Origin of the sequence: Streptomyces sp. NPDC046909, from assembly GCF_040644695.1 — a bacterium.
Classification (GTDB): domain Bacteria; phylum Actinomycetota; class Actinomycetes; order Streptomycetales; family Streptomycetaceae; genus Streptomyces.
Genome location: NZ_JBEYXC010000022.1, coordinates 102,985 through 115,487, shown reverse-complemented (window position 1 = coordinate 115,487; position 12,503 = coordinate 102,985). Strand labels below are relative to the sequence as shown.

General features: G+C 71.7%; 12 protein-coding genes and 1 riboswitch. Of the genes, 6 read left to right on the top strand and 6 right to left on the bottom strand.

Annotation, left to right across the window (positions count from 1 at the left end; translation table 11 throughout):
- Window positions 1-125 precede the first annotated feature (125 nt).
- A complete protein-coding gene (locus ABZ928_RS46470) occupies window positions 126-797 on the top strand; it encodes a nucleopolyhedrovirus P10 family protein (RefSeq protein WP_361533817.1) in 672 nt (223 codons plus the stop codon).
- 99 nt (window positions 798-896) lie between these two features.
- Here the strand turns inward: ABZ928_RS46470 and ABZ928_RS46465 are convergent, their stop codons facing one another.
- From ABZ928_RS46465 to ABZ928_RS46455, 3 genes are all read right to left on the bottom strand, one after another.
- On the bottom strand, window positions 897-1,691 hold the full coding sequence (locus tag ABZ928_RS46465) for an enoyl-CoA hydratase/isomerase family protein (protein ID WP_361533814.1): 795 nt from the start codon (window positions 1,689-1,691) through the stop codon (window positions 897-899).
- 128 nt (window positions 1,692-1,819) lie between these two features.
- Window positions 1,820-2,041, bottom strand: coding sequence for a helix-turn-helix domain-containing protein (locus ABZ928_RS46460; RefSeq protein ID WP_004002281.1), 222 nt, complete (start codon window positions 2,039-2,041; stop codon window positions 1,820-1,822).
- Window positions 2,042-2,376: 335 nt separating this feature from the next.
- Complete coding sequence (locus ABZ928_RS46455) at window positions 2,377-3,975, bottom strand: ABC-F family ATP-binding cassette domain-containing protein (protein ID WP_361533811.1); 1,599 nt, start codon at window positions 3,973-3,975, stop codon at window positions 2,377-2,379.
- 200 nt (window positions 3,976-4,175) lie between these two features.
- Here ABZ928_RS46455 and ABZ928_RS46450 point away from each other — a divergent pair, with 200 nt between their 5' ends.
- Together ABZ928_RS46450 and ABZ928_RS46445 are read left to right on the top strand one after the other, a co-directional pair.
- A complete protein-coding gene (locus ABZ928_RS46450; protein ID WP_361533808.1) occupies window positions 4,176-5,069 on the top strand; it encodes a neutral zinc metallopeptidase in 894 nt (297 codons plus the stop codon).
- Between the two features lie 113 nt (window positions 5,070-5,182).
- On the top strand, window positions 5,183-5,611 hold the full coding sequence (locus ABZ928_RS46445) for a VOC family protein (protein WP_361533805.1): 429 nt from the start codon (window positions 5,183-5,185) through the stop codon (window positions 5,609-5,611).
- Window positions 5,612-5,618: 7 nt separating this feature from the next.
- Here ABZ928_RS46445 and ABZ928_RS46440 read toward each other — a convergent pair whose 3' ends face one another.
- The 3 genes from ABZ928_RS46440 to ABZ928_RS46430 form a co-directional block, all read right to left on the bottom strand.
- Window positions 5,619-7,076: a hypothetical protein gene (locus ABZ928_RS46440; protein WP_361533802.1), complete on the bottom strand. Its 1,458-nt coding sequence runs from the start codon at window positions 7,074-7,076 to the stop codon at window positions 5,619-5,621.
- Between the two features lie 574 nt (window positions 7,077-7,650).
- Window positions 7,651-8,778: an alpha/beta fold hydrolase gene (locus ABZ928_RS46435; RefSeq protein WP_361533799.1), complete on the bottom strand. Its 1,128-nt coding sequence runs from the start codon at window positions 8,776-8,778 to the stop codon at window positions 7,651-7,653.
- A 107-nt stretch (window positions 8,779-8,885) separates the two neighbouring features.
- Window positions 8,886-9,617, bottom strand: a complete 732-nt coding sequence (locus tag ABZ928_RS46430) for a class II aldolase/adducin family protein (protein WP_361533796.1) — start codon at window positions 9,615-9,617, stop codon at window positions 8,886-8,888.
- Between the two features lie 196 nt (window positions 9,618-9,813).
- Here ABZ928_RS46430 and ABZ928_RS46425 point away from each other — a divergent pair, with 196 nt between their 5' ends.
- The 3 genes from ABZ928_RS46425 (at window position 9,814) to ABZ928_RS46415 (ending at window position 12,222) form a co-directional block, all read left to right on the top strand.
- Entirely contained in the window at window positions 9,814-10,563 is a 750-nt protein-coding gene (locus tag ABZ928_RS46425) for a lysozyme (protein WP_361533793.1), read from the top strand.
- Window positions 10,564-10,718: 155 nt separating this feature from the next.
- On the top strand, window positions 10,719-11,963 hold the full coding sequence (locus tag ABZ928_RS46420) for an inorganic phosphate transporter (RefSeq protein WP_361533790.1): 1,245 nt from the start codon (window positions 10,719-10,721) through the stop codon (window positions 11,961-11,963).
- Between the two features lie 37 nt (window positions 11,964-12,000).
- Entirely contained in the window at window positions 12,001-12,222 is a 222-nt protein-coding gene (locus ABZ928_RS46415; protein WP_361533787.1) for a hypothetical protein, read from the top strand.
- Between the two features lie 131 nt (window positions 12,223-12,353).
- A riboswitch (cobalamin riboswitch) is annotated at window positions 12,354-12,496 on the top strand.
- Window positions 12,497-12,503: the final 7 nt, after the last annotated feature.

The window sequence follows — 12,503 nt, the reverse complement described above, 5'->3', positions numbered from 1 at the left end:
TGGGGTTGCGCCCCCGCGCGCCGGTGATGCGGCAGGCTGGAGCAATGACGGCGGACCGGTGGACTGGGATCGGGGGGCGGCGCGAAGCGCCTTCGAACAGGGCGGTGGTGGGCGACGGGCGGGCAGTGCGGCATCAGCTGGGCCTCGGCAGGCTGCTGCCGCTGGGCGGCGCGCGCGACGGCGCGTGGATCGCGGAGGAGGCGGCCGATGCGGTGCTGCGGAGTGCCGCACGGGAGCTGCGGGGCGTACGGCTGGACGGGCTGCGGATCGCCCTCGCCGATCCGGAGGACGCGCACGACCCCGTCGTACCGCCGCCGCCCAGCGCGCTGCCGCCGGGCCCCTTGCGGGTGACGGCGGATTTCGCGGCGACGGCCGACGCGCCGCTGCCGACGACGGCGGCCCTGCTGCGCACCGCCCTGGCGACGGCCGCGACGGAACGGCTCGGTCTGAAGGTGAGCGAGGTCGACCTGCGGGTGACGGCCCTGCTGGACGAGGAACCGGAGGCCGGTCCCGTACGGCGGCCGGAACCGCCGCTGGAGGAGGCCGCCGGGGATCCGGCCGCCGTCGCGGCGCTGTCGGTGCCCGGCGTGACCGGGCTGACGGCCGCGCTCGGGCGGGCGGTGCAGGTCGAGGAGCGGCAGGGCGAGCGGGCCCTGGCGCGGCGCCACGTCCGGGTGGAGGTGGCGGTGGACGCGGAGCGCCGGGCGGTGGAGGTCGCCCGGGCGGTCCGCAAGGAGGTGGCGAAGGCGCTACCGGGCCACCCGACGGTGGCGGTCCTGGTGACGGCCGTCGTTTAGGAACCGCGGCCCGACTGCCGGCCTGGCTGTGGGCAGTCGTTCCGCAGGGCGGAACGGGTGGGCACAGCCCCGGACGCCGGGCGCCGCTTCAGATACGGCTCATTCGCCCAGCCCGGCGAGCTCACGCAGACGCCGCGCCTGAGCGCCCCGCTCAGCCGCACGCTGCTCGTCGTACGTCCGGTCCTGCGCGCCGCGCAACAACGCCTTGGTCTCGATCACCGCGTCCCGAGGCGCGGCCAGCAGGGCTCCGGCCAGGTCCTGGACGGCGGCGTCGAGCTGGTCGAGCGGTACGGCGATGTTGGCGAGGCCGGTGTTCACGGCTTCCTCGGCCGTCACGAAGCGCCCGGTGGCGCAGATCTCCAGCGCCCGGGCGTAGCCGACCAGCGAGACGAGGGGGTGCGTGCCCGTGAGGTCCGGGACGAGGCCGAGGCTGGTCTCGCGCATGGCGAACTGCACGTCGTCGGCGACGACGCGGAAGTCGCAGGCGAGCGCGAGCTGGAAGCCCGCCCCGATGGCATGCCCCTGGACGGCGGCGATGGACACGATGTCGCTCCGCCGCCACCAGGTGAAGCCCTCCTGGAACTCCGCGATGGCAGCGTCGAGTTCGGCGTCGCCACTGCGGGCGAGGTCGATGAACGACGGCTCGCCCTCGATCCCCTCCGGCGTGAACATCTGCCGGTCGAGCCCCGCGGAGAAGGACTTGCCCTCACCACGGAGCACAACGACACGGACGGAGCCCGGCACGAGCCGACCCGCCTCGGCGAGCGTGCGCCACAGAGCGGGGCTCTGGGCGTTGCGCTTGGCGGGGTTGGTCAGCGTCACCGTGGCGAGCGCGTTGTCGACGGTGAGCCGTACGCCGTCCTTGTCGAGCAGGGGAACGAGTTCCTGGCCCATGGGGCGCCTCCGATGAGTGCGGTCATCCGCCGTGCCTCATGGCACAGCTAAGTGACTGCACAGTAACCACCCGGGCGATCAGGGGATCGACCGGGTGGCCACCATCGAAGCCGAGGGGCCGCCCGGAATCAGGACGACGCGGCCTTCTTGCCCCGGGTCGCGCCGCCACGCCCACGAAGCGTGACGCCGGACTCGCTGAGCATCCGGTGTACGAAGCCATACGAGCGGCCGGTCTCCTCGGCCAGCGCCCGGATGCTCGCACCGGAGTCGTACTTCTTCTTCAGGTCTGCCGCGAGCTTGTCGCGCGCGGCGCCGGTTACCCGGCTGCCCTTCTTCAGAGTCTCGGCCACCCGTGCCTCCTCATGGGAAGTGCGCTCTGGTCCCCTCATGATCACCCCTCCGGGGCTTCATGGCCACCCATTCGGCAAGGTCCGTAAGACAAGGTTGTGACGACAGGAGCGAGTCCCCACATACGGAATCCATGATTCCGCGACGGGCCGTTCGTACCGCCGAACGGGTTCTTTTGTGAATTCCCAGGTCAGCGACGCGGCGCGGCCGAGCCCTTGTCGATAAAGGGATCGGCCGCGAAATGGATGTAGGACACACCTCGGTACGAGGAGATCTCACACAGATGATGGATCACCGGTAAGCCGAATGATCCATACCTAGTTGATCAACCGTTCGATCAAGCGAGGGCGACGAGGTCCGCGTAGTCGGAACCCCACAGATCCTCGACGCCGTCGGGCAGCAGAATGATCCGCTCCGGCTGGAGCGCCTCGACGGCGCCCTCGTCGTGCGTGACCAGGACGACGGCGCCCTTGTAGGTGCGCAGCGCGCCGAGGATCTCCTCGCGGCTGGCGGGGTCGAGGTTGTTGGTGGGCTCGTCCAGGAGCAGCACGTTCGCCGAGGAGACGACCAGGGTGGCGAGGGCCAGCCGGGTCTTCTCGCCGCCGGAGAGGACCCCCGCGGGCTTGTCGACGTCGTCGCCGGAGAACAGGAAGGAGCCCAGCACCTTGCGGACCTCGACCAGGTCCAGGTCGGGGGCGGAGGAGCGCATGTTCTCCAGGACCGAGCGCTCCGGGTCGAGGGTCTCGTGCTCCTGCGCGTAGTAGCCGATCTTCAGCCCGTGACCGGGGACGACGGCACCGGTGTCCGGCTGCTCGGCACCGGCGAGGAGTCTCAGCAGGGTCGTCTTGCCGGCACCGTTGAGCCCGAGGATGACCACCCTCGACCCCTTGTCGATGGCCAGGTCGACATCGGTGAAGATCTCGAGCGAGCCGTAGGACTTCGACAGTCCCTCCGCTGTCAGCGGGGTCTTGCCGCAGGGCGCGGGCTCGGGGAAACGGAGCTTGGCGACCTTGTCGGAGACCCGCACCGCGTCGAGCCCCGCGAGCAGCCGGTCGGCCCGCTTGGCCATGTTCTGCGCCGCGACCGTCTTGGTGGCCTTGGCGCGCATCTTGTCGGCCTGCGAGTGCAGGGCCGCGGCCTTCTTCTCGGCGTTCTGCCGCTCACGCTTGCGGCGCTTCTCGTCGGCCTCGCGCTGCTGCTGGTAGAGCTTCCAGCCCATGTTGTAGACGTCGATCTGGGCGCGGTTGGCGTCCAGATAGAAGACCTTGTTGACGACCGTCTCGACCAGGTCGACGTCGTGGGAGATCACGATGAAGCCGCCGCGGTACGTCTTGAGGTAGTCGCGCAGCCAGACGATCGAGTCGGCGTCGAGGTGGTTGGTGGGCTCGTCGAGCAGAAGCGTGTCCGCGTCCGAGAAGAGGATCCGCGCGAGCTCGATACGGCGGCGCTGACCACCGGAGAGCGTGTGCAGCGGCTGGCCGAGCACCCGGTCGGGCAGGTTCAGCGCGGCGGCGATGGTGGCGGCCTCGGCCTCGGCGGCGTACCCGCCCTTGGTGAGGAACTCCGTCTCCTGGCGCTCGTACTGCCGCAGGGCCTTCTCGCGGGTGGCGCCCTGGCCGTTGGCGATCCGCTGTTCGTTCTCGCGCATCTTGCGGATCAGTACGTCGAGCCCGCGCGCGGAGAGGATGCGGTCGCGGGCGAGGACGTCGAGATCCCCGGTACGGGGGTCCTGCGGGAGGTAGCCGACCTCACCGGAGCGGGTGATCTGGCCTGCGGCGGGGATGCCCTCGCCGGCGAGGCACTTGGTGAGGGTGGTCTTGCCCGCGCCGTTGCGGCCGACCAGACCGATGCGGTCGCCCTTGGCGACACGGAAGGTGGCGGACTCGATGAGGACTCGGGCGCCGGCGCGCAGCTCGATACCGGAGGCGGAGATCACGGACAGACTCCAGGGCGGTTGTGTGGCGGGATGTGGACGGCTGAGGACGTTCCCGCCGTCTAATGCGCGAGGAGAATGGCCATGGGCCAAGTCTAACGGGGCGATGCAAGCACTTTTCCTGGACTCGGACGTTCGAACGGTGTCGCCCGTTCGGGCCAGCGCCCGAAGCCCCGCCCCGGGGTGCGGGTGACGATGACGGCATGCAGTTCGACGACGACGCCAAGCTGGACACCTCCGAGGTCCAGGACGTGCGCGGCAGCCGCATCCCTGGCGGCAAGGCGACCGTGGGCGGTGGCATCGCGGGGCTGATCGCCCTGCTTCTGGGGCTGTTCCTGGGCGTCGGGCCGAACCAGCTCGGGCTCACCGACGAGGGCGGCGGACAGCCGGCGGCCACCGCGTCCGCTTTGGCGCAGGTCCAGCAGTCCTGCCGGACCGGGCAGGACGCGAACACCCGGGACGACTGCCGCATGGTCGCGGTGGTCAACAGCGTGCAGGACTACTGGGACCAGGAGTTCCAGCGGCGCAGCGGCAGCTACTCCCGCTCCCCCACGGTCTTCTTCAGCCAACGGGTCGGTACGGCGTGCGGGGCGGCGACCTCAGCGGTCGGACCGTTCTACTGCCCCGGAGACCGGAAGGTCTATCTGGACCTCGGCTTCTTCGACGAGCTGAGGTCGAAGTTCGGCGCGAGCGGCGGCGCCTTCGCGCAGGCCTATGTCGTCGCGCACGAGTACGGGCATCACGTGCAGGACCTGATGGGCACGCTGAGCCGGTCGCAGGACGGGCGCACCGGCGCCAACAGCAACGCGGTCAAGGTGGAGCTCCAGGCGGACTGCTACGCGGGCGTGTGGGCGCACCACGCGACGACCACGAAGGACGAGTCGACCGGACGCCCCCTGATCACCAGCCTCACCGACGCCGACATCACCGACGGCCTCGACGCGGCGGCGGCCGTGGGCGACGACCGGATCCAGGAACGGTTCCAGGGGCGGGTGACGCCGGAGTCGTGGACGCACGGGTCGGCGGCGCAGCGGCAGGGATGGTTCCGGCAGGGGTACGAGAGCGGGGACATGGCCCGCTGCAACACCTTCAGCTGAGGCGGCGGTGGTGTTTTTCCTGGTCAGGGGCGGTTGTCAGTGGTGGCTGCAAGACTGTGGGGCATGTCGGATTCCCGGCAATTCCGGTATGTGATCACGAGGGAGTGATCGGCATGGCAGGCACGGGCGGGGCAGGCACGGGCGGTGGGCGGCCCAGCATCTATCCGACGCTGCTGTACGCGGACGCCAAGGCGGCGATCAGGCAACTCACGGAGGCCTTCGGCTTCAGCGAGCTGGCGGTGTTCGAGGGGGAGGACGGCTCGGTGCAGCACGCCGAGCTGGTCCAGGGCAACGGCGCGGTCATGCTCGGTTCGAAGGGGCGCGGCGGTGCCTTCGACGCGGCGATGAAGGACGCGGGCACCACCGGGGTGTACGTCGTCGTGGACGACGTCGACGCACACCACCGGCGGGCCGTGGAGCGGGGTGCCGAGATCCTGATGCCCCCGACGGACCAGGAGTACGGGGCGCGGGACTACATGGCCCGGGACCTGGAAGGCAACATCTGGAGCTTCGGGACGTACGCGCCCGAGATACGGGGCTGACCCGTCTTCAGCTGCCCCCCGTGTGCACCTGGAAGGCCGCCCGGCGGACCGCCTTGGCGAGCGCGGGGTCGGGGTGGGCGGCGGCGAGCGCGACCAGGACCTGCACGGTGCGGGGGTGACCGACGGCGCGCACCTCGTCGAGGAGCATGGGGACGGTCGGCTGCACCGCGGACTCCAGGTGCCGCACCAGCAGCGGTGCCTCACCGTGGTCGGCGACGGCGGCCGCGGTGTCGACCCACAGCCAGGTGGCCTCCTCCCGGGTGAGCACCTCGTGGGCGTCCTCCGGGTCGGCGCCGTCGTGCACGGCGAGCCACAGCAGGGCGTAGGGGCGCAGGGTCGGCTCGTCGACCACCGCGCGGACATCGGGCTCGGCAGGGGCGCCGACGACGCGCAGCGCCTCGAAGGCGAGGCCGCGCAGCAGGGCGTCCTCGCCGCGGGCGGCGCCGAGCAGCTCGGTGACGGCGCTGCCGACGGGTCTGGCGGCGAGCCAGGCGCGGTACTCGTCGCGGGCCGCCTTGGGGCGGAGCTGGGCACAGCCGCGGAGCATCTCCTCGGCGACGGCCTCGATGTTTCCGGCGGGGCTCTGCGCGGCGACGCAGATCTGCTCCAGCTTGACCCAGACCGCCCAGCTGCCGAGCGGGGTCAGGGTGGCCTGGGCGTCGCCGTAGGTGAGGGCGCCGACGGAGGCGAGGGCGTGCAGGGCCCAGTCGAGGAGGGGTTCGAGGGGGGTGTCCTCGGGGTCGGCGTGACCGGGGTCCGCTTGGTGGGCGTCCGTCTGACCGGGGTCGGCCTGCTCAGGGGCCGCCTGCTCAGGCTCGGGCTGCGGGCCGAAGGGGATCTCGCAGCGTTCGGTGCGCAGCTCGGTGACCCGCTGCTCCAGGAGGTCCAGGAGCTGCTCCACGGGCACGGGTCCCGCGGAGAGCTGGAGGAAGGAGAGCACCTGCGGCATGGCCGAGACGACCTCGGCGACGGCGGCGGCCTCCTGCTCCGGGGGTTCCGGGTGGGCGAGGGACCAGGCATCGAAGAGGGCGACCCAGCCGCGCAGTACGGCGCTGTCGTCGCGGTCCCAGGCGCGCAGCCGCCAGCCGGGGCGGGCGCTGTCGCCGTGCACCTCGACGAGGCCGGCGAGACGCGCGGTGTCCCAGTCGGCGCGGACCTGAGCCACGGTCAGGCCCAGGTCGGCGGCGGCCCGTTCGGCGCTGGCGTCGGAGAGGGTGGCCTTGCCGTCGTGCTGCCCGGCGTCCCGGCCTGGGCCCAGGGCGGCGTCGGCCCAGTGGGCGACGCGGGCGGCGCCGGCCAGTTGGGAGCGAGCCATTCTGGCCAGCTCGGCCTGGGCCGGGGTGCCCTCCGGTGGGCGGGGTGCGGGGCGGCGCGAGGGCCGCTGGGTCATCGCTCGGGGGGCGGCGGCCAGGGGTCGCGGTCGGACGAGTCGAAGCCTGGAGTCGCGCGGGATACGGGACGTCACGGGTGCAGTCTTCCGGTTGACGGTCCGAAAACCCAAACGGAATGTAACGGCGGGCGACGGAGAGGGCCAAGGGAGGGGGCGCGGCGGGCGGTCGGGGACCGAGAACTGGCCAGTGGTACGCCCTTAAACGGAACCGGTGGATGTGTCTGCCGGGGGCGGACGGAGGGCGGCCGGGGGCGTTACATCAGCGGGGTGGGAGGGCGGCGGATGTCACCGCCGAGGGCCGGCGAAGGGTTTCGGGTCGGCAGGGCCGGAGAGGGGCGGGTGACCGCGCCGGGGCGGGCGAAGGGCTTCAGGTCAGAAGGGCCGGAGGGCGATGGGTGGCCGCGCCGAGGGCCCGCGAAGGACGTGGGGTCGGCAGCGCCGGAGAACGGTGGGTGGCCGCAGCGGGGCCCGCGAAGGGCTTCAGGTCGGCAGGGCCGGAGAGGGGCAGGTGGCCGCGCCGGAGCCCGCAACGGGCTTCAGGTCGGCAGGGCCGGAGAGCGGCGGGTGACCGCGCCGGAGCCCGCAACAGGCGTCACATCAGCGAGGCCCGAGAGCGGTGGGGGGCCGCGCCGAAGGCTCGCGAAGGGCGTCACATCAGTGGGGTCAGGAAGCGGCGGAGTGCCTCTTCGTAGCCTTTCGGGTCGGCGTTCCACATGGCTCCGTGCGGGGCGTGCGGGACGGTGTGGAGGGCGATCAGGTTGGGGCGGGCGGCGGCGAGGCGGCGGGAGAGGGTCCAGGGGGCGATGGTGTCGTCGGGGCCGTGGAGGATCAGGGTCGGCACCTTCAGGAGGCTCGGGTCGGCGCCCTCGGCGGCGGCGTCGGCGTGCAGGCCGGTGCGGCCCTGGGCGGCGCGGACGGCCAGGGGCAGCAGGGCGCCCGGGGTGCGGCGGGCGGTGGCGAGGGCGCGCAGGGTGGTCTCCCAGCTGAGCACCGGGGAGTCCAGGATCAGCCCGGAAATCCGGTCGCGGACGCCGGAGTGCGCGGCGGCGCGCAGGGCCATCGTCGCGCCGGTGGACCAGCCGTGCAGGACGACCTTCTTGGCGCCGTAGCGGACGGCGTAGCGGATCGCCGCGTCCAGGTCGCGCCACTCGGTCTCGCCGAGGTGGCCCAGGCCGTCCGGTGGGCGGGGCGCGCCGAGGTCGCCGCGGTAGGCGAGGGCGAGCACCGGGAAGCGGCGGGCGGTGAGGAACTCCATGACGTTCAGGGAGAGTTCGCGGGTGGTGCCGAGCCCGTGCACGGAGATGACCCAGGTGCCGCGGACGCCGGGGACGAACCACGCGGGCAGGGCGCCGAGTTCGCCGGGGACGTCGACGTCGGCGTGGTCGAGGCCGAGGGCGGAGCTCGGGTTGCCGATGCGGGTGTTGGGGGTGAGCCACACCTTGTCGCCGGGCTTGAGAGTGCCGTGGGTGACGCGCTCCAGGCGGCGGACGACGGTGTCGGCGGAGTGGGCCGCGGTGCCGAGGACGGGGCCGACGACCGCGTGGCTGCCGTCACCGGCGAGGCCGTAGGTGCCGGGGCGCAGGGCGGCCAGGTCCCGGGTGAGCGCGATCTGGCCGGCCGCGGTGGCGTGCACGGTGAGCCGGGGTTCGTTGGGCAGGGGCCGACCCGGGGGCGCCTTCAACGCGGCGTCGCTGGCGAGTCGTCCGGCGGCGACGCTCGCGGCGCCGGCGGCCAGGGCCACGGTGACGGCAGCGGCCGTCGCTTTGACAGTGCGCACCCGTCCAGTGTCCTGGCGTACCCGCTCACCGGCCAGCGGGAGGACGGTGGAGAGTGACGCCGCACAGCAAGAGACAGCAAGAGAGGGGGCGGGCCGCGGCGGGCTCGTCACTGCCGCTGCCCGTACCCCCGCAGCTTCTCCCCCGCCTCCCCCACCTGTTCCTCCGACAGCAGGCTCGGGCTCAGGCCCGGTACCGAGGACGCCGTCAGCCACAGGCGGCACATCCACTCCAGCTGGGCGGTGCGGTCGTAGGCCTGGGTGAGGGTGGTGCCGTAGGTGATCGTGCCGTGGTTGCGGAGGAGGCAGCCGGTGCGGTCGGCGAGGGCGTGGAGCATGTTCTCGGCCAACTCCTGGGTGCCGTACGTCGCATACGGGGCAACCCGGACGGCGCCGCCGAGGGCGCCGGACATGTAGTGGATCGCCGGGAGCTCCGGAACGAGCGTCGAGACGGCCGTCGCGTGGACGGCGTGGGTGTGGACGACGGCGCCGGCGTCGGTGGCGCGGTAGATCGCGAGGTGCATGGGGAGCTCGCTCGTCGGGACGAGCCGGCCGAGGACCTGCCGGCCGTCGAGATCGACGCCGGTGATGTCGTCCGGTGTCAGCCGGTCGTAGGGCACTCCCGAGGGCGTGACCAGCACGGTGTCGCCGACGCGCACGGAGACGTTGCCGGAGGTGCCGACGACGAGCCCCTCGGCGACGGTGCGACGCGCGGTCGCGACGAGCTCCTCCCAGGCGGTCGCCTCCTCGGCGCCCACACCCCGCCGCCACGGCTCCGGCACATCCTGTGCGCCCTCCCCGGCACCCCGTACGTCCCGCTGGTCGCGTCGCTGCTCAGCCATGCCGCGATCCTGTCAGGTGCGGCCCCGAAGTGCCGCCGGGCGGAGGCACTTTAGGGCGGAGGCCCGGCGTCCGGAAGGGCGCAAATGCGGATACTTCACCCTCCGCGGAGGCTTGGCCGTAGATCGACTAGCTTTCACCGATCTTCCAGTAATCTCTGCCTGATTTGTCGTGCACGTCGCCATTCCGGGGGGAAATATGGCCCGTGATCGCAAACCTTCCCGTCACCGCGCCCGCCTCATAGCGGCTTCCGTGGCAGCGCTCACCCTCACGGGGACCGCGCTGGCCGAGTATCCGGCTTCGGCGGCCGGTAAACCCAAGGGGCACGACGTCTCTTCGCACCAGAAGAACGTCAACTGGCAGAGTGCGAAGTCCAAGGGGGCGAAGTTCGTCTACATCAAGGCGACCGAGTCCCACACCTACCGCAACCCGTATTTCGACCAGCAGTACAACGGCTCGCGCGATGCGGGCCTGATCCGCGGGGCGTACCACTTCGCCCTGCCGAACAAGTCGTCGGGCAGGACGCAGGCGCAGTACTTCGTGCGCAACGGCGGCGGCTGGAGCGCGGACGGCTGGACTCTGCCGCCGGCGCTCGACATCGAGTACAACCCGTACGACGCCAAGCACAAGTGCTACAGCATGAAGAAGGCGGCGCTGGTCAGCTGGATCAAGTCCTTCAGCAACGAGGTGAAGCGGCTCACCGGGCGCCGTCCGGTGATCTACACGACCGCCCACTGGTGGAACGTCTGCACCGGCGGCAGCACCGCCTTCGCCGCGAATCACGCACTGTGGGTCGCCCGCTACAACTCGGCGGACGCCGGGGCCCTGCCCAAGGGCTGGGGGTACTGGACGATCTGGCAGTACGACAACAGCGGCAGCCTGCCGGGTGATCAGAATCTCTTCAACGGCTCCATGACACAGCTGAGGAAGTTCGCCCGGGGCTCGTGACCCCTGGGGCGGCTGGGCCGTACCGGACCGCGCCGGAGGATCGGAGGGGAAACCCTCGGTTCCGGACACCGTGCGGCCCGCCTCAGTTCACCTTCCGTTCACCCTGGTTACCTACGTTCGACCAGCCAATGACGCTCGAACGATTGCCTGGGTAAATGGAAAACTTCTCGCTGATCCTCGCGATTGTGGTCGTAACCGCACTCGCGTTCGATTTCACGAACGGTTTTCACGACACCGCGAACGCGATGGCCACCACCATCTCGACCGGTGCGCTCAAGCCCAAGGTCGCGGTGGCCATGTCCGCCGTGCTGAACCTTGTAGGCGCCTTCCTCTCCGTGGAGGTCGCCAACACGATCTCCAAGGGTCTCGTCGACGAGAGCGGCATACGTCCCGAGGTCATATTCGCCGCCCTGGTGGGCGCGATCCTCTGGAACCTGCTGACCTGGCTGGTCGGACTCCCCTCCAGCTCCTCGCACGCCCTCATGGGCGGTCTGATCGGCGCCACCATCGCCTCGGCGGGCATGGGCGCGGTCCACGGTGACGTCCTCGTCACCAAGGTCCTCATCCCGGCGATCGCGGCGCCCGTCGTCGCGGGCCTCGCCGCCATGCTGGCAACCCGCCTCTCCTACACCCTCGGCAAGAAGGCCGACGGCAAGGCGGCGGCCAAGGGCTTCCGCGCGGGCCAGATCGCCTCGGCCGGCCTGGTCTCCCTCGCCCACGGCACGAACGACGCGCAGAAGACGATGGGCATCATCACCCTCGCCCTCGTCGCCGGCGGCGCCGTCGCCCCCGACTCCGACCCGCCCACCTGGGTCATCCTCTCCGCGGGTCTGGCCATCGCGCTCGGCACCTACCTCGGCGGCTGGCGCATCATCCGCACGATGGGCAAGGGCCTGACCGACCTCCAGCCGCAGCAGGGCTTCGCCGCCCAGACCAGCGCCGCGACGGTCATCCTCGCCTCCTCGCACCTGGGCTTCTCCCTCTCCACCACGCACTCCGTCTCCGGTTCGGTGATGGGCGCCGGCCTCGGCCGCAAGGGCGGCGTGGTCCGCTGGTCCACGGCGACCCGCATGTTCGTGGCCTGGGGCCTGACGCTCCCGGCGGCAGCCCTCGTAGGCGCCCTCGCGGAGTCGGTCACCGACCTCGGCGACTGGGGCACGGCGGTCGTGGCGGTCTTCCTGATCGCCTCCAGCGCCGCGATCTGGAAGATCTCCCGCCGCGAGGTCGTGGACGCGTCCAACGTCAACGACACCGACGGCGAGCCGGCCGGCGTGGTCACCACGGCGATCGCGGCCGTGACCCCGCCGCCCACCGGCACGGTCGCGGACGACCTGACCGCCACCATCCCGTCCCCGGCCGCCACCACGGAGCCCGCGGCCCCGCCGGCCGCCGCCGTCTGAGCCGCCCGCACCCAGCAGCAACGAAGGAATCACCCGCATGGAAATCGACTGGGCAGCACTGGGCTCCGTCTTCGGCGTCAGCCTCGTGGTCACCGTGGCCCTCGTGGCCCTCTTCACCCTCGGCATCATGGGCCTCTCCCGCCAGGAGCGGGCAGTGGCCCAGGGCGGCACCGCGGCCGCCGCGGTGGCCGGCGCCTACGCCTGCTTCGCGGCGTGCGCGGCGGCCGTGGGGTACGGGATCTATCTGATCGTCGCCTGACGCGACGACCGGACATCCGGTGGGGTGCGGGACGGTTCACCGTCCCGCACCCCACTCTTTTGTGACGGCTGTGACCGGCCGCATGTGGGCCTCGGCACACTCTCCCGTCGCAGGTCAACAGCAAGTTGACGGCCCTTCCGGGCCCATGGTGGACTGCCGGAGCCATGTACGACGGCAGAAGAGGAAGCCGGTGGAAGTCCGGCGCGGTCCCGCCACTGTCACCGGGGTAGGTAGCCCCGGGAGCCAGGAACTCTCGCCGTCGGTCTCGTCGAACCAGGGCG